Origin of the sequence: Streptomyces olivaceoviridis, assembly GCF_014650115.1 — a bacterium.
Lineage (GTDB): Bacteria > Actinomycetota > Actinomycetes > Streptomycetales > Streptomycetaceae > Streptomyces > Streptomyces olivaceoviridis.
This window is the reverse complement of the sequence record NZ_BMUI01000001.1, coordinates 13,456-38,311: the sequence shown is the minus strand read 5'-3', so window position 1 is coordinate 38,311 and position 24,856 is coordinate 13,456. Positions and strand designations below refer to the sequence as shown.

At 71.9% G+C, this 24,856-nt stretch carries 26 protein-coding genes; 15 read left to right on the top strand and 11 right to left on the bottom strand.

The window, feature by feature from the left end; translation table 11 throughout:
- Window position 1: 1 nt before the first annotated feature.
- A complete protein-coding gene (efeB, locus tag IE273_RS00185) occupies window positions 2-1,258 on the bottom strand; it encodes an iron uptake transporter deferrochelatase/peroxidase subunit (protein ID WP_189813072.1) in 1,257 nt (418 codons plus the stop codon).
- A 17-nt stretch (window positions 1,259-1,275) separates the two neighbouring features.
- Window positions 1,276-2,412 (bottom strand): iron uptake system protein EfeO, encoded by a 1,137-nt coding sequence (gene efeO / locus IE273_RS00180; protein ID WP_189813071.1) that lies wholly within the window; start codon window positions 2,410-2,412, stop codon window positions 1,276-1,278.
- Between the two features lie 182 nt (window positions 2,413-2,594).
- Here efeO and IE273_RS00175 point away from each other — a divergent pair, with 182 nt between their 5' ends.
- Both IE273_RS00175 and IE273_RS00170 read left to right on the top strand, forming a co-directional pair.
- Window positions 2,595-3,239, top strand: coding sequence for a PhzF family phenazine biosynthesis protein (locus tag IE273_RS00175; RefSeq protein ID WP_189813070.1), 645 nt, complete (start codon window positions 2,595-2,597; stop codon window positions 3,237-3,239).
- Between the two features lie 126 nt (window positions 3,240-3,365).
- Window positions 3,366-3,563 carry a hypothetical protein gene (locus tag IE273_RS00170; protein WP_189813069.1) on the top strand — a complete coding sequence of 66 codons (198 nt, stop codon included), beginning with the start codon at window positions 3,366-3,368 and terminating at the stop codon, window positions 3,561-3,563.
- 51 nt (window positions 3,564-3,614) lie between these two features.
- Here the strand turns inward: IE273_RS00170 and map are convergent, their stop codons facing one another.
- Window positions 3,615-4,472, bottom strand: coding sequence for a type I methionyl aminopeptidase (gene map / locus IE273_RS00165; protein WP_189813068.1), 858 nt, complete (start codon window positions 4,470-4,472; stop codon window positions 3,615-3,617).
- Between the two features lie 58 nt (window positions 4,473-4,530).
- Here map and IE273_RS00160 point away from each other — a divergent pair, with 58 nt between their 5' ends.
- Window positions 4,531-4,764 (top strand): hypothetical protein, encoded by a 234-nt coding sequence (locus IE273_RS00160; protein ID WP_189813067.1) that lies wholly within the window; start codon window positions 4,531-4,533, stop codon window positions 4,762-4,764.
- On the opposite strand, the gene IE273_RS00155 is transcribed toward IE273_RS00160, so the two are convergent.
- Both IE273_RS00155 and IE273_RS00150 read right to left on the bottom strand, forming a co-directional pair.
- The gene (locus IE273_RS00155; RefSeq protein ID WP_189813066.1) at window positions 4,765-6,033 is read right to left on the bottom strand and encodes an MFS transporter; all 1,269 of its coding nucleotides are present in this window, start codon (window positions 6,031-6,033) and stop codon (window positions 4,765-4,767) included.
- A gap of 189 nt (window positions 6,034-6,222) precedes the next feature.
- Window positions 6,223-6,819 carry a hypothetical protein gene (locus tag IE273_RS00150; protein WP_189813065.1) on the bottom strand — a complete coding sequence of 199 codons (597 nt, stop codon included), beginning with the start codon at window positions 6,817-6,819 and terminating at the stop codon, window positions 6,223-6,225.
- A 115-nt stretch (window positions 6,820-6,934) separates the two neighbouring features.
- Here IE273_RS00150 and IE273_RS00145 point away from each other — a divergent pair, with 115 nt between their 5' ends.
- From IE273_RS00145 to IE273_RS00135, 3 genes are all read left to right on the top strand, one after another.
- Complete coding sequence (locus IE273_RS00145; protein ID WP_189813064.1) at window positions 6,935-8,008, top strand: sialidase family protein; 1,074 nt, start codon at window positions 6,935-6,937, stop codon at window positions 8,006-8,008.
- 37 nt (window positions 8,009-8,045) lie between these two features.
- Window positions 8,046-8,759, top strand: coding sequence for an NADPH-dependent F420 reductase (npdG, locus tag IE273_RS00140; RefSeq protein WP_189813063.1), 714 nt, complete (start codon window positions 8,046-8,048; stop codon window positions 8,757-8,759).
- A gap of 82 nt (window positions 8,760-8,841) precedes the next feature.
- Entirely contained in the window at window positions 8,842-9,054 is a 213-nt protein-coding gene (locus tag IE273_RS00135) for a hypothetical protein (RefSeq protein ID WP_189813062.1), read from the top strand.
- Here IE273_RS00135 and IE273_RS00130 read toward each other — a convergent pair.
- A complete protein-coding gene (locus IE273_RS00130) occupies window positions 9,044-9,847 on the bottom strand; it encodes a site-2 protease family protein (RefSeq protein ID WP_189813061.1) in 804 nt (267 codons plus the stop codon). The genes IE273_RS00135 and IE273_RS00130 overlap by 11 nt on opposite strands.
- 133 nt (window positions 9,848-9,980) lie before the next feature.
- On the opposite strand from IE273_RS00130, the gene IE273_RS00125 reads away from it, so the two are divergent.
- Both IE273_RS00125 and IE273_RS00120 read left to right on the top strand, forming a co-directional pair.
- Window positions 9,981-10,526 carry a Uma2 family endonuclease gene (locus IE273_RS00125; protein ID WP_189813060.1) on the top strand — a complete coding sequence of 182 codons (546 nt, stop codon included), beginning with the start codon at window positions 9,981-9,983 and terminating at the stop codon, window positions 10,524-10,526.
- 35 nt (window positions 10,527-10,561) lie between these two features.
- Window positions 10,562-13,831, top strand: a complete 3,270-nt coding sequence (locus IE273_RS00120; protein WP_189813059.1) for an AfsR/SARP family transcriptional regulator — start codon at window positions 10,562-10,564, stop codon at window positions 13,829-13,831.
- A gap of 1 nt (window position 13,832) precedes the next feature.
- On the opposite strand, the gene IE273_RS00115 is transcribed toward IE273_RS00120, so the two are convergent.
- The 3 genes from IE273_RS00115 to panB form a co-directional block, all read right to left on the bottom strand.
- Window positions 13,833-14,654, bottom strand: coding sequence for an ABC transporter permease (locus tag IE273_RS00115; protein ID WP_189813058.1), 822 nt, complete (start codon window positions 14,652-14,654; stop codon window positions 13,833-13,835).
- Window positions 14,651-15,676 (bottom strand): ATP-binding cassette domain-containing protein, encoded by a 1,026-nt coding sequence (locus IE273_RS00110; protein WP_189813057.1) that lies wholly within the window; start codon window positions 15,674-15,676, stop codon window positions 14,651-14,653. The genes IE273_RS00115 and IE273_RS00110 overlap by 4 nt, the downstream gene beginning before the upstream one ends.
- Window positions 15,677-15,914: 238 nt before the next feature.
- The gene (gene panB, locus IE273_RS00105; RefSeq protein WP_189813056.1) at window positions 15,915-16,781 is read right to left on the bottom strand and encodes a 3-methyl-2-oxobutanoate hydroxymethyltransferase; all 867 of its coding nucleotides are present in this window, start codon (window positions 16,779-16,781) and stop codon (window positions 15,915-15,917) included.
- A gap of 180 nt (window positions 16,782-16,961) precedes the next feature.
- On the opposite strand from panB, the gene IE273_RS00100 reads away from it, so the two are divergent.
- The 5 genes from IE273_RS00100 to IE273_RS00080 all read left to right on the top strand — a co-directional run bounded on the left by IE273_RS00100 (window position 16,962) and on the right by IE273_RS00080 (window position 22,839).
- Window positions 16,962-18,548: an MFS transporter gene (locus IE273_RS00100; protein ID WP_189813055.1), complete on the top strand. Its 1,587-nt coding sequence runs from the start codon at window positions 16,962-16,964 to the stop codon at window positions 18,546-18,548.
- Between the two features lie 76 nt (window positions 18,549-18,624).
- Complete coding sequence (locus IE273_RS00095) at window positions 18,625-19,254, top strand: TetR/AcrR family transcriptional regulator (RefSeq protein ID WP_189813054.1); 630 nt, start codon at window positions 18,625-18,627, stop codon at window positions 19,252-19,254.
- A gap of 186 nt (window positions 19,255-19,440) precedes the next feature.
- On the top strand, window positions 19,441-20,490 hold the full coding sequence (locus tag IE273_RS00090) for an endonuclease/exonuclease/phosphatase family protein (protein ID WP_189813053.1): 1,050 nt from the start codon (window positions 19,441-19,443) through the stop codon (window positions 20,488-20,490).
- 96 nt (window positions 20,491-20,586) lie between these two features.
- On the top strand, window positions 20,587-21,807 hold the full coding sequence (locus IE273_RS00085) for an MFS transporter (RefSeq protein WP_189813052.1): 1,221 nt from the start codon (window positions 20,587-20,589) through the stop codon (window positions 21,805-21,807).
- Between the two features lie 501 nt (window positions 21,808-22,308).
- Entirely contained in the window at window positions 22,309-22,839 is a 531-nt protein-coding gene (locus IE273_RS00080) for an STM3941 family protein (protein ID WP_229887015.1), read from the top strand.
- Window positions 22,840-23,002: 163 nt separating this feature from the next.
- On the opposite strand, the gene IE273_RS00075 is transcribed toward IE273_RS00080, so the two are convergent.
- Together IE273_RS00075 and IE273_RS00070 are read right to left on the bottom strand one after the other, a co-directional pair.
- Entirely contained in the window at window positions 23,003-23,359 is a 357-nt protein-coding gene (locus tag IE273_RS00075; RefSeq protein WP_189813672.1) for an ATP-binding protein, read from the bottom strand.
- Window positions 23,360-23,367: 8 nt separating this feature from the next.
- On the bottom strand, window positions 23,368-23,589 hold the full coding sequence (locus IE273_RS00070; protein WP_014672342.1) for a hypothetical protein: 222 nt from the start codon (window positions 23,587-23,589) through the stop codon (window positions 23,368-23,370).
- A gap of 115 nt (window positions 23,590-23,704) precedes the next feature.
- Between IE273_RS00070 and IE273_RS00065 the strand changes: the two genes are divergently transcribed.
- Window positions 23,705-24,568, top strand: a complete 864-nt coding sequence (locus IE273_RS00065) for a helix-turn-helix domain-containing protein (RefSeq protein WP_229887014.1) — start codon at window positions 23,705-23,707, stop codon at window positions 24,566-24,568.
- Window positions 24,540-24,821 carry a DUF397 domain-containing protein gene (locus IE273_RS00060; RefSeq protein ID WP_189813051.1) on the top strand — a complete coding sequence of 94 codons (282 nt, stop codon included), beginning with the start codon at window positions 24,540-24,542 and terminating at the stop codon, window positions 24,819-24,821. The genes IE273_RS00065 and IE273_RS00060 overlap by 29 nt, the downstream gene beginning before the upstream one ends.
- Window positions 24,822-24,856 lie beyond the last annotated feature (35 nt).

Sequence of the window (24,856 nt, the reverse complement as noted above, 5' to 3'; positions counted from 1 at the left end):
GCTATGCCCCCTTCGAGAACAGCGTGCGGCCCCACCAGTCACCGGAGTCCCGGACACCGGGCGGGACCGCGAAGACCGCCGAACCCACGTGCTGGATGTACTCGTTGAGCGCGTCGTGCGCGGCGAGGCTGCGCTGGAGCGGGATGAACCCCTTGCGCACGTCCCGCTGGTAGGCGAGGAAGAACAGGCCCGCGTCCAGGCGTCCGAGGCCGTCGGTGCCGTCGGTGAAGGAGTAGCCCCGGCGCAGGATGGTGATCCCGTTGTTGGAGTCGGGGTGCGCGAGCCGTACGTGCGCGTCGGGCTTCATCGCCTTCAGGAACGGCTCGTCGTGCTCCTTGGCCTTGCCGACCGGGGCGCCCTCGCGCTTGTCCCGGCCGAACACGTCCTCCTGCTCCTGGAGCGAGGCGCGGTCCCAGGTCTCGATGTTCATGCGGATGCGCCGGGCGACCAGGTACGAGCCGCCGGCCATCCAGTCCGGCCCGTCCGCCTCGCCGACCCACACGAACTTCTTGAGCCGGTCGGTCTCGGTGCCCGCGATGTTGCGGGTGCCGTCCTTGAAGCCCATCAGGTTGCGCGGGGTCTGCGCGTCCGGGGTGGTCGAGGAGGTCTTGCCGAAGCCGAGCTGGGACCAGCGGATGGCGACCTTGCCGAAGCCGATCCGGGCGAGGTTGCGGATGGCGTGCACGGCGACCTGCGGGTCGTCGGAGCAGGCCTGCACGCACAGGTCGCCGCCGGTGCGGGACCTGTCCAGGTTGTCGCCGGGGAACTTGGGCAGGTCGACCAGGGCCTCGGGCCGCCGGTCCGTCAGACCGAACTTGTCGAAGAGCGAGGGACCGAATCCGATGGTGAGCGTCAGCCGGGACGGCTTGAGCCCGAGCGCCTCACCGGTGTCGTCCGGCGGGGCCTCGGCGAGCCCTCCGTAGGCGCCCTCGCCGACGGTCCTCCCCGCGGTCATCCGGCGGGCCGCCGCCGTCCAGTCCTTGAGCATCTGGACGAACGCTTCGCGGTCGTCGGTCTTCACGTCGAACGCGGCGAAGTGCAGCCGGTCCTGCACCGGGGTGGCGATGCCGGCCTGGTGGGCGCCGTGGAACTCCACCGAGCCGCCGGTCTCGGCGGCGGCCGGGTCCATGTCGTCGCCCGTCCTGGCCATGGCCACCGCCCCGCCGGCCACGGCGGCCCCGAGCGCGAGCCCGGCACCGCCCCAGCCGATCAGCGCGCGGCGCGACGGATTGGCCTGGGTCTCCTGGGTCTCGGTCATCGCCTCTGCCCCCTCGCTTACTTCACGACCGCGGCGGCGAGCTTGGACAGCGGCTCGGCGAGCGCGTTCACCGCGTCCGACAGCTCCTTGCGCTGGTCCTTGGTGACCTTGTCGTAGGAGACGAAGTCGTACGACGTCTTGTCCGTCCGGTACTTGTCGAGCAGCGCGTCCAGCGCCGCGAACTGCTTGTCGAGTTCCTTGGTGAGCGCCGGGTCGTTCTTCGCGGCGACCGGCTTCAGCAGCTCGTACGCCTTCTGGGCGCCCTCGACGTTGCCCTTGAAGTCGACCAGGTCGGTGTGGGCGTAGCGGTCCTCCTCGCCGGTGACCTTGCCGGTGGCGACCTCGTCCAGCAGCTCCTTGGCGCCGTTGGCCATGGAGGTCGGGGTGATCTCGGCCTTGCCGACCCGGGCCTGCCAGTCCTTGAGGTCCGTCAGCAGCTGGTCGGCGAGGGCCTTCTCCTCGGCGCCGATCTTCTTGTCGTGCCAGAGGGCCTTCTCCAGCCGGTGCCAGCCGGTCCACTTCTGGCCGGCCTCCAGGCCGTCCTCGCGGACGTCGACCTTCGGGTCGATGTCGCCGAAGGACTCGGCGACCGGCTCGGTGCGCTCCCAGCCGAGACGGGAGAGGCCGTAGGACTTCTTCGCGGCCTCCAGGTCGCCGTCCTTGACCGCCTTCACGAAGGTCTCGGCCTTCGGCAGCGTCTCGTCGGCCTGGTCCTGGGCGTACTGGCGGTACTCGGCGACCGCCTGGTCCAGCTTCGGGTTCCGCTTGGCGGTGCTGCCGCCGCCGGTCACGGTCAGCTTCTGCCGGACGCCGTGGCCCTTCATGCCGGGCCGGCAGGCGATCTCGTACGAGCCGGCCTTCACCTCGGCGGTGAGCGTGTACTTGGTGCCCGGACCGATGTTCTCCTTCTCGGAGACGATCCGGTCGTCCGGGAACAGGATCTCGACCTCGGTCGCCTTCGAGCCCGTGTTCTCGATCTTCAGCGTGACCTGGCCGGCCGGCACCGACGTGCTGGAGGTCTCGCACGTGGAGTCGGCGGCCGTGACCTGTATGGCGTCACCGTCCTTGGCATCGCTTTTCGCGGTGCAGGCCGAGAGGGCGGTCAGAGCCGCCGCGGTGGCGGCGGCGGTGACGGTCAGTCGGACGGCGCGCATGCAGGCTCCAAGCGGATCTGGTCTGGTGAGGCTGCCCTAACTTACATGAGGCTATCCTCACCCATACCCCTCCCTCCCGTGATTCAGCTCTCACGCGGTGGCAGCGTGGGGGCATCGGCCGCTGCCCGGTGGTGTCTCCGCCGGGGAGGCGGTCGCCGCCGCCGCGATGTTTCAATTCCCCGGTGACTGACTACGACGTACTCCGCGTCTTCTGCGGGCCGAACGGCGGCTACGGCAACGAACTGGGCGTCGTCCGCGACGGCTCGGTGCTGCCCGAGCGGAGCGACCGGCAGGCGCTGGCGGCCAAACTCGGCTTCAGCGAGACCGTGTTCGTGGACGACCCCGAGCGCGGAGTGATCGACATCTACACCCCCACCCTGCGCCTGCCCTTCGCCGGCCACCCGTGCGTGGGCACGGCCTGGCTGCTCGACGTGCCCGAACTGGTCACCCCCGCCGGGGTCGTCGGGACCCGCCTGGACGGCGAGTTCACCTGGATCGAGGCCCGCGCGGAGTGGGCGCCCCCGCGCACCCTGCGCCGGTACGCGAGCGCCGCCGAGGTGGACGCCCTCGACGTGCCGCCGCCGGGGGAGTGGGTGTACGCCTGGGCGTGGGAGGACGAGGCGGCCGGGCGGGTCCGGGCCCGCGCCTTCCCCGGCCGCGACGACGGGATCGAGGAGGACGAGGCGACGGGGGCGGCGGCGCTGCTCCTCACCGACCTGCTGGGCCGGGCGCTGAACATCACCCAGGGCAAGGGCTCGCAGCTCCTGACCGCCCCCCAGCCGCACGGGTGGATCGAGGTCGGCGGACGCGTCCACCTGGAGCGCTGACGCGTACGCGCGTCCGGGGGATCGTTCGAGCCCCCGTTCGGGTGGATCCGTGTGTGCGCGCGAAGGCCGACAGGGGCGAACGGGGACCTCTGGGCGTGACCACTCCGCCTCCTTGAGAGGAGCACCATGCGCATCAGATCAGTCCTGGCCGCGACGGCCCTCGCCGCCGCCCTCGCCGCGTCCGGCGCCACGACGGCCAGTGCCGCCCACTACGACCCCAAGACCGACGACGAGGCCGTGTGCAGCCCGTACGCCGGCACCCTCACCTCGCTGGAGAACCACCTGACGTGGTCGGGCGCCCACTGCAGCGACTACCTGCGCTGATCCGGCCCGGGTCCCCTCCCGCGCGCGGCGGGGGACCCGGTCGCACCGCGCTCAGGGGAGGGTCAGGATGTCCGCGCCGGTCTCCGTCACCACCAGCGTGTGCTCGAACTGCGCGGTCCGCTTGCGGTCCTTCGTCACGACCGTCCAGCCGTCGTCCCACATGTCGTACTCGTGCGTGCCCAGCGTGAGCATCGGCTCGATCGTGAACGTCATCCCCGGCTGCATCACGGTCGTCGCGTGCGGGCTGTCGTAGTGCGGGATGATCAGCCCGGAGTGGAACGACGTGTTGATGCCGTGCCCGGTGAAGTCCCGCACCACGCCGTAGCCGAACCGCTTGGCGTACGACTCGATGACCCGGCCGATGACATTGATCTGCCGGCCGGGCCTGACGGCCTTGATCGCCCGGTTCAGCGCCTCGCGGGTGCGCTCCACCAGCAGCCGCGACTCCTCGTCCACGTCACCGACCAGGTAGGTGGCGTTGTTGTCGCCGTGCACCCCGCCGATGTACGCCGTCACGTCCAGGTTGACGATGTCGCCGTCCCTGAGGACCGTCGAGTCGGGGATGCCGTGGCAGATGACCTCGTTGACCGAGGTGCACAGCGACTTCGGGAACCCCCGGTAGCCGAGCGTGGACGGGTAGGCGCCGTGGTCGCACATGTACGCGTGGGCGACCTTGTCCAGCAGGTCCGTGGTGACCCCCGGCGCGATGTGCTTCGCGGCCTCGGCCATCGCCTGCGCGGCGATACGGCCGGCGGTCCGCATCGCCTCGATGGTCTCGGGGGTCTGCACCTCCGGCCCGGTGTACGGCGCCGGCGCGGGCTTGCCGACGTACTCGGGGCGGCGGATGTTTCCGGGAACCGAACGGGTGGGGGACAGCTCCCCTGGTACGAGCAGCGACTGGCCAGACATGCGAGCGAGTCTAACCAGCGGACATGGGGGAACATGTCGGTGGCGAGAGGAGCTGTTCATGGCCCTGTTCAAGAAGCGCACCGTCGGCAAGCCGGGCGAGTGGTACTACTGCCTGGAACACAAGAAGGTCGAGGAGGGCCCGGACTGCCCGGGCAAGGACCGCTTCGGGCCGTACGCCTCCCCCGAGGAGGCCCGGCACGCGATGGAGACCGCCGCCGAGCGCAACCTCCAGTGGGAGAACGACCCGCGCTGGCACGACGCGCCCGCCGGGGGCGGCACCGACGAGGACTGATCACGCCGATACGGCCGCGCGCCGCTCGCGCATCCGTACCGCGTGCTCGTTCGTGCGGGCGTCGTACGTCATCAGCCCCGGCAGGCACAGCGCCAGCAGCCCCACCGCGCCCGCGCACGCCAGGCCACCGGACCAGACCGAGGCCCGTACGCCCGCCCACGCGGCCATGCCGCCCGCGCGGACCTGGCCGAGCTGCGGACCGACCGAGTACGACAGCAGTTCGATCCCGGCGAGCCTGCCGCGCAGCTCGTCCGGGATCGTCTGGTTCCACATGGCCGCCCGGAAGATCCCGCTGACCATGTCGAAGCCGCCGCCGACGGCGAGGAACAGCAGCACCAGCCAGACGTTCCCGCAGACCCCGGCCGCCGCCACCGCCAGGCCCCATCCGGCGGCCGACAGCACCACCAGCAGCCCGTGCCGGTGCACCCGCGAGGCCCAGCCGCTGGTCAGGCTCACCAGCAGCGCCCCCGCCGGGATCGTCGCGTACATCAGCCCGAGCGCCCACGGCGCGTGCAGGTCGTCGGCGAGGAACGGCAGCACGGCCAGCGGCATGGCCAGGAACATCGCCGCGAGGTCGACGGCGTAGGTGCCGAGGAGTTCCTTGCGGCTCCACGCGTACCGGGCGCCCTCCGCGATGGCCTTCAGGTCCGGCTTCGCGGCCTCCTCGGCGGCGGGGGAGGGGGCGATCCGCGCGATGTACGCCAACGAGACGGCGAACGTCAGCAGATCGGCCGCGTAGGCCCAGCCGAGGCCCGCGTAGGCGACGACCACGCCCGCGACCGCCGGGCCCGCGACTCCGCCGACGGTCCAGCGCAGGGAGTTCAGCGAGGCCGCCGCCGGCATGTCGGCGTGGGCGACGATCCGGGGCCACAGGGAGTCCAGGGCCGGGCGCTGCACGGAGACCAGGGCGGAGGAGAGGGCGGCGACGACGTACAGCGGCCAGACCGCGGGGCGGGGCAGCAGGGCGTTCAGCAGCAGGGCGGCGCTGAGCAGGCCCTGGCCGGCCTCGGTCCACACGATGAGCTTCCGCTTGTCCAGGGCGTCGGCGAGGGCGCCGCCGTAGAGGCCGCACACGATGAGCGGCAGCAGCTCCACGGCGCCGATCGCGCCGACCGCTGCCGCTGACCCCGTCAGGTCCTTGAGCTGGACCGGCAGCGCGACGAAGGTCAGGAAGCTGCCGAAGTTGCTGATCAGACCGGACTTCCACAGGCGCCGGAAGTCGGCGGAGGATTTCCAGGGGGCGAGGTCGGGGAGGAGGGCTCGGCTCACTGAGGCATGCTCGACGCCCCGGCACCGGCCGGCAACTGTTTTTCCGACCCTTTCCCACCCACCCGACTCGGTAGGCCGGAAAGTGCCCCCACGTGCGCTCCCCCTCCGCGCCAGGACGGGTGCGGTGCCGGGCGCGGACCGCTGCGGTCCCCTCCCGGCCCGGCCGAGGGGGCGGGTGGGTGAGGCGGGTCACCAAGGGGCAGGCGGCGGAGCCGTCAGCGCTTCCGTCAGCCGTGACAGGCGGTCCCGGAACCCCCGGCGCGCCCTCGGGGAGCCCGCGTTCTCGCCCGCCGCCGCGCTGACCAGGTGCTGCACGCTGTCCAGGTCCAGCTCCGCCCCCTCAGGCACCGCCAGCGTGTCATGCGCCATCGCGGCCAGCTCGCCCCCGCCCGCACCGAGCGCCAGCACCGTCACCCCGGCCCGCCGGGCGTCGTGCACCCGCTCCAGCAGCGGCGCCGGCTCCTCGGGCGCCACCACCAGCAGCGTCTCCCCGCGCCGCGCCGCCGCGATCCGCCCCGGCCCCACCGCCAGATGCGCCGGATCGGAGGGGCGCGCGTGCTGCCGTACCAGCGTCGGCGCCAGCTCGGGCGTGCCCGACCACGCGGCCTCGTCCACCAGGTGCGCGGCCAGGTGCCACGGCTCGTACTCAGGCGTGCCCACCAGCAGCAGTCCGCCGCCGTGCGCCACCACCGACCCGCGCAGCACCCCCGCGAACCTCCGGGTGGCCCCCAGCCACTCGGTCCCGGCGAGCACTTCCCGCAGCAACGCGACTCGTACGGCGTCCATGCGACCGCATCCTGCCGCAACACGGCACTCGTGACGCGCAGTTCACCGCGAATTCGCCCGACCCGGGGATGGTGGCTGCCACCCCGCCCGCCCCGCAGGCCCGAGGAGCCGCCCGATGACCGACGTGACCGTCCCCTTCCGCGCGGGCCACGAGGGCTACGCGAGCTTCCGCATACCGGCCGTCGTCGCCTCCGGGTCCGGCACCCTGCTCGCCTTCTGCGAGGGCCGCGTCGACTCCGCCGCCGACCACGGGCACATCGCCATCGTGCTCAAGCGGTCCACGGACGGCGGCCGTACCTGGGGCCCGCTCCAGGTCGCCGCGGACAACGGCGCGAACCTCGCCGGCAACCCCGCTCCCGTCGTCCTGGACACCGGCCGCGTCCTGCTCGTGCACGTGCGCGCCGCCGCCACCGCCACCGAGGCCGCCATCCTGCGCGGCCAGGTCGGGGAGGCCGACGGGCGGCGCGTGTGGGTCCAGCACAGCGACGACGACGGGGTGACCTGGTCCAGGCCCAGGGAGATCACCCGGCAGGTGAAGAAGCCCGGCTGGCGCTGGTACGCCACCACCCCCGGCCACGCCCTCCAGCTGACGTCCGGCCGCGTCCTCGTACCGGCCAACCACACCCTGCCGCCCACCGGCACCGACACCGGCGCCGAGGCCAGGTACAACAGCGGGCACTGCCTGCTCAGCGACGACCGCGGCGAGAGCTGGTACCTGGGCTACCTGGACGAGAACACCGACGGCTACGTCAACGTCAACGAGACCACCGCCGCCGAACTCCCCGACGGCCGCGTCTACCTCAACACCCGCAACGACTCCCCGTCACCCGGCAACCGCGCCGACGCCCACTCCGAGGACGGCGGCAAGACCCTCGTCAAGCCCTTCCGCCCGCAGGCCGGGCTGACCGCGCCGGTCTGCCAGGGCTCCGTGCTCCAGCTCCGCGACCCCGACCTGCTCCTCTTCTCCGCGCCGGCCGACCCCGCCGCCCGCGCCCTGATGACGATCCGCGTCTCCGACGACGGCGGCACCACCTGGCGCCCGGCGTTCACCGTCGACGGACTGCCCGCCGCCTACTCCGACCTGGTCCGCGTCGACCCGCACACCGTCGGGCTGCTGTACGAGACGGGCGACTTCGGCGCCTACGGGACGATCACCTTCCGCCGGGTGCCCGTACACCGGCTGACCTGATCCGGTACGGACCCGGCGGCGGACGTAGAGTCGGCCCATGACCTCTACCGACAGCGCACAGACCCCTGCCAAGGCCCCCGCCAAGGACCCCTGGGACCTGCCCGACGTCTCCGGGTACGTCGTCGGCGTGCTCGGCGGCACCGGACCGCAGGGCAAGGGCCTCGCCTACCGGCTCGCGCGGGCCGGCCAGAAGGTGATCATCGGCTCCCGCGCCGCCGAGCGGGCCCGGACCGCCGCCGGGGAACTCGGCCACGGCGTCGAGGGCGCCGACAACGCCGAGGCCGCGCGCCGCAGCGACATCGTGATCGTCGCCGTACCGTGGGAGGGCCACGGCGACACCCTGAAGTCGCTGCGCGAGGAGCTGGCCGGAAAGCTCGTCGTGGACTGCGTCAACCCGCTCGGCTTCGACAAGAAGGGCGCCTACGCCCTCAAGCCGGAGGAGGGCAGCGCCGCCGAGCAGGCCGCTGCCCTGCTGCCGGACTCCCGGGTCGCCGCCGCCTTCCACCACCTGTCGGCCGTCCTGCTCCAGGACCCGGAGACCGAGCAGATCGACACCGACGTCATGGTGCTCGGCGAGGAACGCGCCGACGTGGAGATCGTGCAGGCGCTGGCCGGGCGCATCCCCGGCATGCGCGGTGTCTTCGCGGGCCGGCTGCGCAACGCCCACCAGGTCGAGTCGCTGGTCGCGAACCTGATCTCCGTCAACCGCCGGTACAAGGCACACGCCGGGCTCCGCGTCACCGACGTGTGAGCCGGGTCCGGCCATGTCCGGCCATGGGGGACACTGGAGACCTCAAGCAGTGTCCCCCTGACAGGATCCGGAGCCGACCCCCATGCCCCCCCTGCCCCCGCCCAGCCCGACCCGGCGACTCGCCCTCTACACCCTGATCGTCTGCGTCCTCGCCGTGGCCGCCGCGGTCGTCTCCTTCGTCCAGGGCAGCTGGCTGGGCATCGTCTGGGTGCTGCTGGCGGGCCTGTCGTCCAACATGACCTGGTACTACGCGAAGCGCGGGAAGACGGCCCGCGACGGGTCCGTCACGAGCTGACCGCGGCGCAGTACTCGTTACTGCCCTGCCAGAACCGGTACAGGTCCTGGCCGCAGTAGCGGGAGAAGTCGTCGACGTTCAGCGCCCGCATGATCGAGTCGATCACGTCGAAGAACGCGCTGTTGACCGACGGCAGCCACAGCAGCGCGAACACGAACAGCAGCCCGAACGGCGCGAACGGCTCCACCTGCCGCTTCACGTTGTACGACAGCCACGGCTCGATCACCCCGTAGCCGTCCAGGCCCGGCACCGGCAGGAAGTTCAGCAGCGCCGCCGTCACCTGGAGCAGCGCCAGGAACGCCAGCGCGAACCGGAAGTCCGCGGGCACGCCGTCCAGCGCGTGCAGCCAGAACGGGGCCGTGCACACCGCCGCGAACAGCACGTTCGTCAGCGGGCCCGCCGCCGAGATCAGGCTGTGCCGCCAGCGGCCCCGGATGCGGCCCCGCTCGATGAACACCGCGCCGCCGGGCAGACCGATCCCGCCCATGATGACGAACAGCACCGGGAGCACGATGCTCAGCAGCGCGTGCGTGTACTTCAGCGGGTTCAGCGTGAGGTAGCCCTTCGCGCCGACCGTGATGTCACCGCTGTGCAGGGCGGTGCGGGCGTGCGCGTACTCGTGCAGGCACAGGGAGACGATCCAGGCCGCCGTCACGAACAGGAACACCGCGATGCCCGGCTGCGCGGCGAACCCGCTCCAGGTGGCCCAGCCGGTCACCGCCGTCACGGCCAGGATGCCGACGAACACGGGACTGACCTGCCGGTCGCCGTGACGGGTGGTGGCGGTGGTCATAGGGAAGAGCTCCTCGAGTCGCGTCGGGCGGGCCGGGGTCGACCGTACCGGTGATCGCGGGCAAACGTCCTGCGAGCGGCCGGAGGTTCCTGCTAGTCGTTACGCTGTCATCGAGTCGACTGAGGAGGTGGCCATGACGATCGCCGAGGGCTGGGTCGAGCTTGTCCAGGACGCCATTCATGTGCCGAAGAGCGCGCGCCTCCGCCTGACGAGGAATGGGCTCACCTTGGTACCGGTCACCTATGCGCACAGGGCGACTCAGCGGCGCATCGAGAACCAGATCGAAGAACGGCTGCCGGGCTGGGTCGCGACGAGCGAGTTCTCGGTCGTCCCACCCCGGGAGGGCTACAAGCCCGAACCCGATGCCACAGCGATTCCGCTGGACCTGGTCGAGACGGACAAGAGCGACATCAGCGAAGAGCTGCTGCCCTTCGTGGTTGAGGTCGTTTCACCGGAGAGCAAGAACCGCGACTACAACACCAAGCCGAGCCACTATGCTCTGCGCCGCATCCCCGCCTACCTCATCGTCGACGTGCTCGCCGGCCGTTGGACCCTGTTGACACGCCCTGAGGACGGCGAGTACCAGCACCAGGAGTCCGGCGTCTTCGGGGACCAGATCAAGATCCCCGTCGCCGACCAGACCCTCGTCCTCGACTCCTCCCAGTTCGTCCGCATCTGAGACCCGCGAGCGGCGCCCGGTGGTCCCCAGGGACAATGGACCCCGTGCGCTATCGGCTGCTCGGCACCACCCAGGCGATCCGCCCCGACGGTACGGCCGTTCCGGTCGGCGGGGCGCGGTTGCGTGCCCTGCTGAGCGTGCTCGCGCTCCGGGCCGGGCGGACCGTGCCCGCCGGCGTGCTGGTGGACGAGGTGTGGGGCGCCGACCCGCCCGCCGACGCCACCGGCGCCCTCCAGGCGCTCGTCGGCCGGCTCCGCCGCGCCCTCGGTGCCGGCGCCGTCGTCTCCGCCGACGGCGGCTACCGGCTCACCGCCGCCCCCGACGACGTCGACCTCGGCCGCTTCGACCGGCTGACCGGTGACGGCCTCACCGCCCTCGCCGACGGCGACCCGGCCAAGGCCGCCGCCGTCCTCGACGACGCCCTCGCCCTGTGGCGCGGCCCCGCCCTCGCCGACCTGCCCGACCGCACCGCCGAGGCGGTCCGCTGGGAGACCCGCCGGCTCGACGCCCTGCGCGCCCGGCACACCGCCGCCCTCGCCCTCGGCGAGGCCGAGCGGGCGCTGCCCGAGCTGACCGCCCTGTGCGACAGCCACCCGCTGGACGAACCCCTCCAGGCGCTGCGGCTGCGCGCGCTGCGCGACACCGGCCGCCCCGCCCAGGCACTCGCCGCCTACGAGGACGTACGACGCGTCCTCGCGGACCGGCTCGGCTCCGACCCCGGCCCCGAACTGCGCGCCCTGCACGCCGAGCTGCTGCGCGAGGAACCGGCCGAGCGGCCCGCCGCGGCCCGCCCGGGGAACCTGCCCGCCCGGCTCACCTCCTTCGTCGGCCGGGAAGCCGACCTCCGGGCCATCGGCGCCGACCTGGCCACGGCCCGCCTGGTCACCCTCCTCGGGCCCGGCGGCGCCGGCAAGACCCGGCTGTCCCAGGAGGCCGCCGAGGCGGTACGGCACACCGTCCGGGACGGGGTGTGGCTCGCCGAGCTGGCCCCCGTGGACGCCCCGGACGCCGTACCGCAGGCCGTGCTCACCGCGATCGGCGCCCGCGAGACCGTGCTGCACGGCGCCGGCGTGGACGGCATGCGCGCGGTCTCCGACCGGCACGGCGACCCCGTCGAACGGCTCGTGGAGCACTGCGCCCGGCGCCGCATGCTGATCATCCTGGACAACTGCGAGCACGTCGTGGACGCCGCCGCCCGGCTCACCGAGCACCTGCTGGCCCGCTGCCCGGAGCTGACCGTCCTCGCCACCAGCCGCGAACCCCTCGGCGTGCCGGGGGAGTTGGTGCGGCCCGTGGAGCCGCTGCCCGAACCGGTCGCGCTGCGGCTGCTCGCCGACCGGGGCGCGGCGGCCCGCCCCGGCTTCCGGGTCGAGGACGACCCGGAGGCGTGCGCCGAGATCTGCCGCCGCCTGGACGGACTGCCCCTCGCGATCGAGCTGGCGGCGGCCCGGCTGCGCATGCTGACACCCCGCCAGATAGCGGACCGGCTGGACGACCGCTTCCGGCTGCTCACCTCCGGCAGCCGCACCGTGCTGCCCCGCCAGCAGACCCTCAGAGCCGTCGTCGACTGGTCCTGGGACCTGCTGGACGCCGGTGAACGGGACGTCCTCGCCCGGCTGTCGGTGTTCGCGGGCGGCTGCGACCTGGCCGCCGCCGAGGCGGTGTGCGGGCCGGCCGCCCTGGACGCGCTCGGCTCCCTGGTCGACAAGTCCCTGGTGGTGGCCGCCCCCGCGGCCGACGGCGGCATGCGCTACCGGCTGCTGGAGACCGTCGCCGAGTACGCCGCCGAGCGCCTCGCGGAGACCGGCCACCGCGCGGAGGCCGAGCGCGCCCACCTGACCTACTACCGGGAACTCGCCCGCACCACCGACCCGTTGCTGCGCGGCTCCGAGCAGCGCGCCGCCATCGACCGGTTCCAGCTGGAGTACGAGAACCTGCGCACCGCGTTCCGGCACGCCGTCGCCGAACGCGACGAGCAGGAGGGCCTGTGCCTGGTCCTGTCCCTGTTCTGGTTCTGGCAGATGCGCGACCAGCGCATCGAGATCCGCACCTGGTGCCGGGAGGTCATGGCGCTCGGCCCCGACCCGTTCACCGAGCCGGTCCGCCGTGCCGAACCGGTGTGGCGGCGCTGTACCGACGCCCCGCCGCCGTACACCGGCGAACTCCTCGCCGAGGCCCGGCGCGGGGTCCACCTGGCCCATCTGGCCTGCATGGACACCGAGATCGACCTCTGGCAGACCCCCGAGGCGCAGGCGAAGCTCCGCGTCGTCGCCCAGGTCTACGAGCCCGGCCTGCCGCAGACCTGCCGGCCCCCGGGCATGCTGTGGTTCTTCGCCGGGCTGCTGACCGGCGGCGCCGACATGGTGCGCACCATCGTGGACGCCAACGTGCGGACCTGCCGGGAGACCCCGGGCTACGAGTGGGAGCTGGCCGGCGCCCTCCACCTGCGCGCCAACCTCCTGGCCAACCGCGCCTCCTGGGCCGGCGACGCCACCCGCGACGCCGACGAGTCCCTGGAGATCTACCACCGGCTCGGCGACGCCTGGGGCATCACCGAGGCCCTGTCCGCCCGCGGCGAGGCCAATGAACGCAAGGGCGCCCACCGCGAGGCCGCCGCCGACTACCAGGCCGCCATCGAGCACGCCGAACGCCTCGGCGCCCACGCCCAGGTCGCCGTACTGCGCGCCCGGCTCGGCAGCGTGCTCGTGCAGGCCGGCGAGAGCGAACGCGGCGAGCGGATGCTCCGCGACGTCACCGCGGACCGGCAGGGCGCCCACAACGAGGCCGCGCCCTTCGCGCGGCTCTTCCTCGCCGGCTGGCTCAGCCTGACCGGCCGCACCGCGGAGGCCCGCGAACAGCTCCGGCTGACGCGCGAGGAGGTCACCATCGCGCGGTTCGTCGTCTTCGACGCGATGATCACCTCCCAGGAGGCCTGGGTGGACGCCGTGGAGGAGCGTACGGAGGAGGCCCTCGCCCGGGTCCGCAGGGCCGTCCGTCTCGGCGCCGACCCGCTGTCCGAGGCCCTCAACCCGCACCTGAACTCCATCTGCCTCACCATCGTGGCGATGGCCCTCGCCCGCGCCGACGGCGGCGACCGCGCCGCCGACGCCGCCCGCTGCCTGGGCGCCGCCGACGCGCTGCTGCCGCCCGGCCACATCCCCTCCGACGTGGAGCGGCGGTGCCACGCCCTGACCGAGGCGCGGATCCGGGAGGCGCTCGGCCCGCGGGCGTACGAGGCCGCGTACGCAGAGGGCGGTGGCCTCTCCCTCGCGGAGGCCACCGCCCTGATCCGAGTACCGGGATAGGTCAGCTCTTCGTGCGGAACTTGTGGATGGCGACCGGGGCCATGACCGCGGTCAGGCCGACCGACCAGATCAGCGTCACCCACAGGTCGTGCGCGACCGGGCCGCCCTCCATCAGGCCGCGCGCGGTGTCGGCCAGCGACGACAGCGGGTTGTAGTCGGTGAACGCCCGGAGCCAGCCCGGCATCGAGGCGGTCGGCGCGAAGATCGACGAGCCGAACTGGAGCGGCATCAGCACCAGGAAGCCCATCGCCTGCACCGACTGCGCGTTCTTCATCACCACGCCGAGGGTCAGGAACACCCACATCAGCGCCGAGCCGAACACCACCGACAGCCCCACGGAGGCCAGCAGGCCGCTCCAGCTGTTGATGTCGTAGCCCACGAGGAGGGCCACCACCATCAGCACCGCGGTCGCGAACAGCATCCGCATCAGCTCCACCGCGATCTTCGCGAAGAGCACGGAGCCGCGCCCGATCGGCAGGGACCGGAAGCGGTCCATGACACCGGAGTTGAAGTCCTGGTTGAAGCCGGTGCCCACCCCCTGGGCCATGTTCATGCCCATCATGGCCATGAGGCCGGGGATGACGTACTGGACGTACTGGTCCTGCCCGCCGCCCAGGGACTTCCCGATGGAGCCGCCGAAGACGTACACGAACAGCAGCGTGAAGACCACCGGGAACAGGATCGCGTCGAACATCGACTCCGGGTCCTGGCGGATCCACAGCAGGTTGCGGCGGATCAGCGCGCCGGTGTGGCGCAGGTGCGCCCGCAGCGGGATCGGCGTGTCGGTCTTCGGGACGGTCGGGGACAAGGTGGCGGCGGTCATACGGCGACCTCCTGACGGTCGTCGGCGGGCATGGCGTCCTGCGGGGCACCGGCGCGGTGGCCGGTGAGCGACAGGAACACCTCGTCCAGGCTGGGCAGTTCGGTGGTGATGGAGGAGACCGTGATGCCGCGCGCGGTGACCGCGCCGACCACGGCCGTCAGCTGCTCGTCGCTGAGGATCGGCACCAGCAGGGTCCCGGTCTCGGCGTCCACGGTGGTCGCGGCGAGCCCGGTGATGCCCAGCTCGTCCAGCATCGTGGCGAGCGGGCGCAGCTCCAGCGGGTCCACCGGCCGCACCCGCAGGGTGCGCCCGCCGACGCGGGCCTTCAGCTCCTCGATCCCGCCCTTCGCGATGACCTTGCCCCGGTCGACCACGGTCAGCTCGGAGGCGAGCTGCTCGGCCTCCTCCATGTACTGGGTGGTGAGCAGCACGGTGACGCCGTCGCCGACCATCGCCTTCACCTCGTCCCACACCTCGTTGCGGGTGCGGGGGTCGAGGCCGGTGGTCGGCTCGTCCAGGTACAGCACGGCGGGCCGGCCGATCATGGACGCGGCCAGGTCCAGCCGCCGCCGCATACCGCCGGAGTACGTGCCCGCGGGCCGCCTGGCCGCCTCCGTCAGCGAGAACCGCTCCAGCAGTTCGTCGGCGCGGGCGCGGGCGTCCTTGCGGGACAGGTCCAGCAGCCGGCCGATCAGGTACAGGTTCTCCCAGCCCGGCAGCTTCTCGTCCACCGAGGCGTACTGGCCGGTGAGGCCGATGACCCGGCGGAGCTGGCGGGGCTGCCGTACGACGTCGTAGCCGGCCACCGTGGCCTGCCCGGCGTCGGGGGCGATGAGGGTGGACAGGATCCGTACGAGGGTGGTCTTGCCGGCGCCGTTCGGCCCGAGCACACCCATCACGGTGCCCTCGCGCACGTCCAGGTCGACACCGTCCAGTGCCTTGGTCTCGCCGTAGTGCTTGACCAGCCCCCGTACGGTCACGGCGGAGCGTCCGCCGACGGGGTTGTCGTCGATGCGTGTCATGCCGACGACAGTGCCAGGCCCCACCGACAAACCACCGACAGCCGACCGACACCCGCCGACAGCCGGCCGACGGAAGGCCGCCACCACCGACACGTCCCCGACGAGCACCGCAACCATCAATCGAGGAACCACGACGGCGAGCAACCACGTCCGCGAGAGCGGCGCCGGCTTAGGCGCAAACGGCAGCAGCCCGCCGACGGGGGACGGTCGGCGGGCTGCCCGGTGGTGCCGCAGTGGTCTAGTGGACGGAGTGCTCCTCCAGCGGGAAGCTCCCGCCGACGACGTCCTCGGCGAACGCCTTCGCCGCGTCGCCCATGACCTCACGCAGGTTCGCGTACTTCTTGACGAACTTCGGGACCCGGCCGGAGGTCAGCCCGAGCATGTCCGTCCAGACCAGGACCTGCGCGTCCGTCTCCGGGCCCGCGCCGATACCGACCGTCGGGATGTGCAGCACCCGCGTCACCTCGGCCGCCAGCTCCGCCGGAACCAGCTCCAGCACCACCGCGAACGCGCCCGCGTCCTGCACGGCCTTGGCGTCGCGCAGCAGCTGCTGTGCCGCCTCCTCGCCGCGCCCCTGCACGCGGTAGCCCATCGCGTTGACGGACTGCGGGGTCAGCCCGATGTGGGCCATGACCGGGATGCCGGACTCCACCAGCAGCCGGATCTGCTCGTGCGACCGCTCGCCGCCCTCCAGCTTGACCGCGCCGACCCCGGCCTCCTTCACCAGCCGGGTCGCCGAGCGCAGCGCCTGCACCGGGCCCTCCTGGTAGGAGCCGAAGGGCAGGTCGCCGACGATCAGGGACCGGGTCGTGCCGCGTACGACGGCCGCCGACAGCATGGTCATCTCGTCGAGGGTGACGGGGACGGTGGTCTCGTAGCCGAGGTGGCAGTTGCCCGCCGAGTCGCCGACCAGGATGACCGGGATCCCGGCCTCGTCGAAGACGGACGCGGTCATCGCGTCGTAGGCGGTGAGCATGGGCCACTTCTCGCCCCGCTCCTTGGCGAGGGCGATGTCGCGGACGGTGATGCGGCGGGTGCCCTTCCCCCCGTACAGCGCCTTGCTGCCGTCGGAAGGCTTGTTCTGGGCAGCCGAAAGCTGCGTCATGGCAACGGCTCCTTCAGTCATCTCGAGGCGCCCTGACGGCGTCCCCGGATCGACTACATGGTGGCACCTCGTGCCATTCGGGGCCAGGGGTACCCCCCTGTGAGCCGAGCCGCGTAAGGGCTTGGTAAAGAAATAAGATACGAGACGGTTCCGTATCGGAATGATCGTAGGCTCGAACGCATGACAAGTCCCGTCCCTGCCTCCCGAATACCGGAAGCGGTGCACCGGCGCCGTTGGGCGATCCTCGGCGTGCTCATGCTCAGCCTGCTGATCGTGGTGCTCGACAACTCCATCCTGAACGTCGCGATCAAGACCATCGCCACCCCGGCGCCCACCGGCCTCGGCGCCACGCAGAGCCAGATCGAGTGGGCGATCAACGCCTACACCCTCGTCTTCGCTGGCCTGCTGTTCACCGCCGGACTCGTCGGCGACCGGCTCGGCCGCAAGAAGGTGCTGCTCGGTGGCATCCTCGTCTTCGGTATCGGCTCCGCGCTCGCCGCCGAGTCCGGCTCGCCCGGCCAGCTGATCGCCTACCGCGCGCTGATGGCCCTCGGTGCCGCCTTCGTCATGCCCGCCACCCTCGCCGTGCTCATGAACGTCTTCGAGCGCGAGGAACAGCCCAAGGCCATCGGCATCTGGGCCGGCGGCGTCGGCCTCGCCATCGCCATCGGCCCGATCACCGGCGGCGCGCTCCTCGACCACTTCTGGTGGGGCTCGGTCTTCCTCATCAACGTGCCCATCGTCATCGTCGCGCTCGTCCTGATGGCCTGGCTGGTGCCCGACTCCCGCGACCCGCGGCCCGGCCGCCTCGACCCCATCGGCGTGGTCCTGTCCGTCGTCGGCCTCGTGCTGCTCGTCTACGGCATCATCAAGGGCGGCGAGCTGGCCGACTTCACCGACGCCAAGGCGCTGGGCACCATCGTCGCCGGTCTTGTCGTCCTGGCCGCCTTCGTCGTCTTCGAGAAGCGCAGCGACCACCCGTCGCTGGACGTCACCTACTTCCGCAACAAGGTCTTCTCGGCCGCCATGAGCGCCATCGCGCTGGTCTTCTTCGCGCTGATGGGCGTCACGTTCTTCGGCGTCTTCTACACCCAGAGCGTGCGCGGCTACTCCCCGCTGGAGTCGGGTGTGCTGATGCTGCCCCTCGCCGCCGCCCAGCTGATCTTCGCGCCCCGCGCCCGGCTGCTGGTCGACCGGTTCGGCAACAAGGCCACCACCACCGGCGGTCTGGTGCTGATCGCGGCGACGCTGGCCGCCTTCGCCACGTTCGAGGCCGACACGCCGATCTGGCTGCTGGAGGTCGTCTTCTTCCTCATGGGCACCGGCATGGCGCACATCATGACCCCGACCTCGGTCGTCATCATGCAGGCCCTGCCCCGCGAGAAGGCAGGCTCCGCCTCGGCGCTCAGCAACACCTTCCGCCAGGTCGGCGGCGCCCTCGGCATCGCCGTGCTCGGCTCGGTGCTCGCCACCGCGTACCGCAACGGCATCGAGGACAAGCTCGGCCTGCTGCCGCCCCACCTGCGGGCGACCGCCGGCGAGTCCATCGAGGCCACCCTCGGCGTCGCCGAGAAGCTCGGCCCGCAGGGCAAGGCCCTGGTCACCCCCGCCAACGACGCCTTCCTGCACGCCATGCACGTCACCGCCCTGTGCGGTACGGGCGTCGCGCTGATCGGCGCCGTGGTGACCTTCCTGTTCCTGCCGGGCAAGCCTCCCGCCGGTCAGCGGCGGGAGACGGAAACGGAGTTGGTCGCCGCCGGGGAGTGAGCTCCGCGCGCGGTTCCACGGGGGAAGGAGGCGGCTGCGGGACAATTCCCGCAGCACAGTGAGAGGACGGATCGTCGTGAGCCTTGCCGAGAGCCGGCCGCGCCCGGACGGACCCGCACGGGGCCGGCCGCGCAGCGAAGCGGTGGAACGCGCCATCCTGGAGGGCGTGATGAAGCTCCTGGAGGAGGGCGTGCCCCTCGCCGAGCTGTCGATCGAGCGGGTCGCCCGCACCGCCGGGGTCGGCAAGGCCACCATCTACCGCCGCTGGAGCGGCAAGGAGGAACTGTTCGTCGACGTCGTACGCGCCGCCGAACCCCCCGACCCCGAGCTCCCCGGCACCTCCCTGCGCGACGACCTCGTCGTGCTGCTGGAGTCCCTGCGCCGGCGCGGCCTGGTCAGCCGCTCCTCGGCGATCCTGCACAACGTGTACGCGCAGATGAAGAGCAGCCCGCGGATCTGGGCGGCGTACCACGCAGGCGTCATAGCGCCCCGCCGCGACCTCGCCCTGGGCCTGCTGCGCCGCGCGCAGGCGAACGGCGAGATCCGCGCGGACATCGACCTGGACCTGGCCAACGACATGTTCGTCGGCCCCATGCTCGTCCGCTCCGTCATGCGCCCCGACGCCGAACTGCCCGAGGGACTGGCGGAGCAGATCGTCGACGCGGTCCTGGACGGCCTACGCCCCGTCAGGTCCACCGCGTCGTAGCACTAATGTGCGCGTTTCGTCACAGACCCCGCGCACCCCGGGGGTCACCGGAACTCGCGGCCCCGGCTCGTTCGTCCTCGTCTTCCGTACGGCCGTCATGGGACGGCGGAACGGAGCCGATCATCCCCTAGGGTCGGAAGAGCACGGGGGCGAACGGTGTGCACGGCAGGCAGTGAGGCAGACGGTATGGCGCAGCAGGCGTACATGACGGAGACGGTGGGCGACGGCACGGAGCCCGAGCGACCGGGATCCCGGCTCCGGCGCCTGAAGCACCGCCTGTTCGCCGGGTGGCGGAACGACAAGGGCGTGTGGCGGCGCGGCGCCGTCCTCGCCGTGCTGGCCCTGCTGCTCGCCCTGGTGATGCTGCTGCACGCGCACATGCCGAACGCGGTGGGCAACCTCGGCTCGCTCACCGAGACGTTTCTGCCCTGGCTGGGCCTGGCCGTCCCGGTGCTGCTGGTCCTCGCCCTGATCCGCCGGTCGGCGACCGCGCTGATCGCGCTTCTGCTCCCGGCGGTCGTCTGGCTGAACCTCTTCGGCGGGCTGCTGACCGACAAGTCGGGCGGTGGCGGCGACCTCACGGTGGCCACCCACAACGTCAACGCCGACAACCCCGACCCGGCCGCGACCGCCACCGGCGTGGCCGCGTCCGGCGCCGACGTCCTGGCCCTGGAGGAGCTGCCCGCCTCCGCCGCGCCCGTCTACGAGAAGGCGCTGGCGTCGACGTACAAGTACCACGCGGTCGTCGGCACGGTCGGGCTGTGGAGCAAGTACCCGATGACCGGCGTCCACGCCGTCGACATCAAGCTCGGCTGGAAGCGCGCGATGCGCGCCACCGTGGCGACGCCCAAGGGCCCGGTCGCGGTCTACGTCGCCCACCTGCCCTCGGTGCGGGTGAAGATGGAGGCCGGGTTCACCGCCCGGCAGCGGGACAAGAGCGCCGACGCGCTCGGCGAGGCCATCTCCGACGAGCCCCTCAAGCAGGTCGTGCTGCTCGGCGACCTGAACGGCACCATGAACGACCGCGCGCTCAACGGCGTCACCTCCCAGATGCGCTCCACGCAGGGCGCGGCGGGCAGCGGCTTCGGGTTCAGCTGGCCGGCGTCGTTCCCGATGGCCCGCATCGACCAGATCCTGGTGAAGGGCGTGGAGCCGGAGAAGAGCTGGACGCTGCCGCGCACGAACAGCGATCACCTGCCCATAGCGGCCCGTGTGAAGCTCGACACAGGGTCTTAACCTGCCGGAATACTGGACCTGAGAGCGTTTGTTCCGTCCAGGAACATACTGCGAGACTCGACTCTGTACGGCACTCCGCTCTCTGAAAGGTCCCTCATGCCCCTGGCCCTGCTCGCCCTCGCCGTGGGCGCCTTCGGCATCGGTACGACCGAGTTCGTGATGATGGGCCTCCTGCCCGACGTCGCGGACGACCTGCACATCTCGATCCCCGCCGCCGGTCACCTGGTCTCGGCGTACGCGCTGGGCGTCGTCATCGGCGCACCGCTGCTGGCTGCCCTGACCGCGCGGATGTCCCGCCGCACGGTCCTGATCTCCCTCATGGCCCTGTTCGTGGCGGGCAACGCCCTGTCGGCGTTCGCCCCCGGCAACGGCTCCCTGCTGGCCGCCCGCTTCCTCAGCGGCCTGCCACACGGCGCCTTCTTCGGCGTCGGCGCGGTCGTCGCCACGGCGATGGTCCCACCGGAGCGCAAGGCCCGCTCGGTGTCCCTGATGTTCCTCGGCCTGACCGTCGCCAACGTCGTGGGCGTCCCCGTCGCCACGCTGATGGGCCAGCACCTGGGCTGGCGGGCGACGTTCCTGGGCGTGAGCGTGATCGGCCTGGCGGCGATCGCCTCCCTGGCCCTCCTGATCCCGCACGACCGGAACCACGCGGCCACGTCGACGGGTCTGCGCGGCGAACTGGCGGCCCTGAAGTCGGTGCCGGTCTGGCTGGCCCTCGGTACGACGGTCGCGGGCTTCGGCGCGCTCTTCGCGGCCTACAGCTACGTCACCCCGATGCTGACGGACGCGGCGGGCTACGCCGACTCCAGCGTGACCCTGCTCCTGGCCCTCTTCGGCGTCGGCGCCACGGCGGGCAACCTGCTGGGCGGCCGGCTCGCCGACCACTCCCTGCGCGGCACCCTCTTCGGCGGCCTGGCGTCCCTGGGCGCGGTGCTGGCGCTCTTCCCGTTGCTGATGCGGGCGGAGTGGAGCGCGGCCCTGGCGGTCACCCTGCTGGGCATGGCGGCGTTCGTCACCGGCTCCCCGCTCCAGCTCATGGTGATGGAGAAGGCGTCGGCGGCCCCCTCCCTCGCCTCCTCGGCCAACCAGGCGGCGTTCAACCTGGCCAACGCGGGCGGCGCCTGGATCGGCGGCCTGGCCCTGGCGGCCGGCCTCGGCACGACGTCCCCGGCACTCGCGGGAGCGGCCCTGGCCGTCCTGGGCCTGGGCGTGGCGAGCGTGGCGTACGCGGTGGACCGCCGCCGGGAGACTCCGTCGGTGGGACGGGTGGTGGCGTCCCGGGTTCTGGAGCCCCACCTGACCGAGCTGCCGAGGTGACCGTCGGGCCGCTCGCTTCCCGGCCAGTGTCGGGCTTCCGCGAGGTGAGTCAAGGGCGCTGCGCGTCGCCTTCGGCGATGGGCCTCCGGCCCACCCTTGACACACCTCGCTCCAGCCCGGGGAAGAAGCGAGCGAGCGGCCCGGGACAGCGGTGGCCCCAGCGGCAACGGGCCCCCAGGCCGGCTACCCCGCCCCGTCGGGAGGGTCACGCGGTCGCGCCTCGCCGGCACGCCGGGTCGGTCTGGCGGCTTGCGGCCGGTGGGTGGGGCGCGTCCGCGTCTCGCATGGACGCCGGGTGGGCTTAGCGGCTTGTGGTGGGCGGGTGGTTGGGTCCCCGCAGGCCGTGATTGGCGGAATTGTGCCAAGGGGCCCGGCAGTGGTGCAGGTCAGAGGGGTGGCTGTGCGGCAGTAGTGGCCCAAATACGCCAATCACCAGCCTCTGTGTGGGGTGAGGGGTTGCCGGGGTTCCGTTGGCGAGGGGTCTGGTCCTATCGTCTGCCCGTGATCGAAAAAGCGGCTCCACTGCCCCCGACGGTCTACCCGCTGGCCAAGGGACGTGCGTGGGCCATGCTGGCCGGGTCCCTGGTCTTCGTCGCCCTGGGCATCGTCTTCCTGGTCGCCCACAGCACGGTGAAGATGACTGCGGCGGGGGCGCTGGCCGTCCTCTTCTTCGGGTTCTGCTCGGTGCTCTTCATCCAGCGCCTGCTCCGCGACCGACCGGAGCTGGTGCTGGACGACGCGGGAGTGGAGCACGTGGGGCTGGGCCGGTTCGGCTGGGACGAGATAGCCGCCGTGCGGATACGCGAGCAGCGGGTACGCAACACCTCGCAGCGGTTCATCGAGCTGGTGCTGCACGATCCGGACGCCTACCTGGCCCGCGCGCCCAAGCTCGTCCGCAGGACCGCGTCCATGAACGCACGGCTCGGCTTCGGCCCGGCCAACATGCCCACGAACACCTTGCCGGTGCCGCCCGAGGCGGTCCTGGACGCGATGCGGCGTCACTGCCCCGGACTCGCGGTACAACAGCACTGAGCCCACCCGGCGTGCTGGCGAGGCGCGGTCGCGTTCCCCTTCCGACGGTGTGGACGCGGTTGGCGTCAGGGACCGGTGCCGGTGAGGGGGCCACTTTCCCGAACGCGCCCTTGACTCACCTCGCGGAAGCCCGACACTGGCCGGGAAGCGGGCGGCCCGACGGTCAGTTCCTCAGCTCGCACCACACCGTCTTCCGGTCCGGCCCCTGTTCCACGCCCCACCGCTCGGCCAGCGCGTCCACGAGCGCCAACCCCCGCCCCGACTCCGCCGCTTCCCCAGCCGACAGCAGGACGGGCAACGCGCGCGGGTCGGGATCGGTCACCTCGATGCGGGTACGGTTCCCCACCGCCGTACCCCCGACCCGGACCGTCACCGGTGTTCCCTCGCCGAGGTGGTCGATGACGTTCGTCAGCAGCTCCGTCGCACACAGCCGGACGTCGAAGCCGTGCGCACGGAGGTGGTGGCGCAGTTCCGGCGCGGCCTTCGGCGTGGCCAGCAGGTGCAGTTCCAGCGGTGTCATCGGCGTCGTCACTCCGCCGCCGCCTTCCTCAGCACGGCGGCCAGCGCCCGCGCCGTGGCCGTGTTGCAGTTCCCGAGCGTGACGAGTCCGGCGGGCGGGGCGTACGTACCCGCGAAGCTCGGCAGGTCGACCCGGAGCGAGGGGAGCGTGATGCCGTGCAGGGCGAGCGCGGCACGGAGGTCCTCGACGCAGAGCGTGACGTCGTAGGCGGTGGGGGAGCGGTCGGACATGAGGGGCGGCAACCTTCTGTGCTGTGTGTGACGAACGCATCACAGACTGTCGCCGCGCTCGCTACCGTGGAAGAGGTTTCGCGTTCGCGACCAGGGCAGCGGAGGAGAGTGAGCGGTGGCTCGGGGCAAGGACATTGACGGCTCGATGAGCGTCCCGACCTTCTACGGCAAGGAGTTGCGGTGGAAGCGGGAGGCGGCCGGCCTGTCGTTGGAGGCGTTCCTTGAGGGCAGCTTCTACGGCAAGACGTACCTCAGCGATATCGAGCACGGGGAGCGACGGATGCCGCTCGACCTTGCCCGGCATGCGGATCGAGTGCTGGACACCGACGGCTTCTTCGAGCGCCGTTGCGAGGATGTGCGGAAGGCCAGGAGGAGTGGGCATGCCGCCTACTTCGAGAAGGCGTTGGAGGCGGAGAAGCACGCGGATTCCATTGAGCTGTGGTCTCCCATCATCTTGCCTGGGCTGCTTCAGACCGCCCCGTACGCGCGGGCGCTGGTCCGGTCGGCTCACCCGGGAGCCGTTGATGAGTGGGTGGAGCAGAAGGTGACAGCCCGACTCGCGCGGGCTCACATCTTCGAGGACGATCACACCACCCCGGAGTACTGGGCGATCCTGCACGAGTCGCTGATCGCGGAGCCGATCCTGTCTCCGCCGGAAATGGCCGAACAGCTCGACCGCATCGTGGCGTTGGCCGAGCGGCGCCGGATCACTCCGCAGATCGTTCCGCGCACATGCGGGGCGTATCCCCTGATGGCCGCCTCCATCATGATCATGACGTTCCCGGAAGCCCCGCCGCTGATCTACACCGATGCTTCCTACAGCGGGGACACCATCGATGATCCGGCCCTCGTGAAGCAGTACCGCAAGGCATACGATCGGCTCAGGGCCGTCGCGCTGTCACCAGACACGTCCCTGGCCATGATCAAGGCAGCGGCAGAGGATTTCCGAAATGGCGACCAACCGGATCGACTTGAGTGACGCGCTCTGGTTCAAGAGCAGCTACAGCAACGGTGATGGCGGAGAATGCGTCGAAGTCGCCAGCGACTTCCCCGGCGCCGCCCTCTGGCGAAAGTCGAGCTACAGCAACGAAGACGGCGGTAACTGTCTGGAAGTCGCCTCCAACGTCCCTGGAGTCATCCCCGTACGCGACTCCAAGTCCCCCCACGGCCCCGTCCTCCTCCTCCCCCCCACCGCCTGGACCCCCTTCATCACCGCACTCAAGGCACCCTGAAGCCGAAGGGGCGTGAGGTGCACACGCACCCCACG

Coding starts and splice junctions, on each gene's coding strand:
- efeB (WP_189813072.1), bottom strand. CDS start 1,258: ATGACCGAGACCCAGGAGACCCAGGCCAATCCGTCGCGCCGCGCGCTG.
- efeO (WP_189813071.1), bottom strand. CDS start 2,412: ATGCGCGCCGTCCGACTGACCGTCACCGCCGCCGCCACCGCGGCGGCT.
- IE273_RS00170 (WP_189813069.1), top strand. CDS start 3,366: ATGCGCATCAGATCAGTCCTGGCCGCGACGGCCCTCGCCGCCGCCCTC.
- map (WP_189813068.1), bottom strand. CDS start 4,472: ATGTCTGGCCAGTCGCTGCTCGTACCAGGGGAGCTGTCCCCCACCCGT.
- IE273_RS00160 (WP_189813067.1), top strand. CDS start 4,531: ATGGCCCTGTTCAAGAAGCGCACCGTCGGCAAGCCGGGCGAGTGGTAC.
- IE273_RS00150 (WP_189813065.1), bottom strand. CDS start 6,819: ATGGACGCCGTACGAGTCGCGTTGCTGCGGGAAGTGCTCGCCGGGACC.
- IE273_RS00145 (WP_189813064.1), top strand. CDS start 6,935: ATGACCGACGTGACCGTCCCCTTCCGCGCGGGCCACGAGGGCTACGCG.
- npdG (WP_189813063.1), top strand. CDS start 8,046: ATGACCTCTACCGACAGCGCACAGACCCCTGCCAAGGCCCCCGCCAAG.
- IE273_RS00135 (WP_189813062.1), top strand. CDS start 8,842: ATGCCCCCCCTGCCCCCGCCCAGCCCGACCCGGCGACTCGCCCTCTAC.
- IE273_RS00130 (WP_189813061.1), bottom strand. CDS start 9,847: ATGACCACCGCCACCACCCGTCACGGCGACCGGCAGGTCAGTCCCGTG.
- IE273_RS00125 (WP_189813060.1), top strand. CDS start 9,981: ATGACGATCGCCGAGGGCTGGGTCGAGCTTGTCCAGGACGCCATTCAT.
- IE273_RS00120 (WP_189813059.1), top strand. CDS start 10,562: ATGGACCCCGTGCGCTATCGGCTGCTCGGCACCACCCAGGCGATCCGC.
- IE273_RS00115 (WP_189813058.1), bottom strand. CDS start 14,654: ATGACCGCCGCCACCTTGTCCCCGACCGTCCCGAAGACCGACACGCCG.
- IE273_RS00110 (WP_189813057.1), bottom strand. CDS start 15,676: ATGACACGCATCGACGACAACCCCGTCGGCGGACGCTCCGCCGTGACC.
- panB (WP_189813056.1), bottom strand. CDS start 16,781: ATGACGCAGCTTTCGGCTGCCCAGAACAAGCCTTCCGACGGCAGCAAG.
- IE273_RS00100 (WP_189813055.1), top strand. CDS start 16,962: ATGACAAGTCCCGTCCCTGCCTCCCGAATACCGGAAGCGGTGCACCGG.
- IE273_RS00090 (WP_189813053.1), top strand. CDS start 19,441: ATGGCGCAGCAGGCGTACATGACGGAGACGGTGGGCGACGGCACGGAG.
- IE273_RS00085 (WP_189813052.1), top strand. CDS start 20,587: ATGCCCCTGGCCCTGCTCGCCCTCGCCGTGGGCGCCTTCGGCATCGGT.
- IE273_RS00075 (WP_189813672.1), bottom strand. CDS start 23,359: ATGACACCGCTGGAACTGCACCTGCTGGCCACGCCGAAGGCCGCGCCG.
- IE273_RS00070 (WP_014672342.1), bottom strand. CDS start 23,589: ATGTCCGACCGCTCCCCCACCGCCTACGACGTCACGCTCTGCGTCGAG.
- IE273_RS00060 (WP_189813051.1), top strand. CDS start 24,540: ATGGCGACCAACCGGATCGACTTGAGTGACGCGCTCTGGTTCAAGAGC.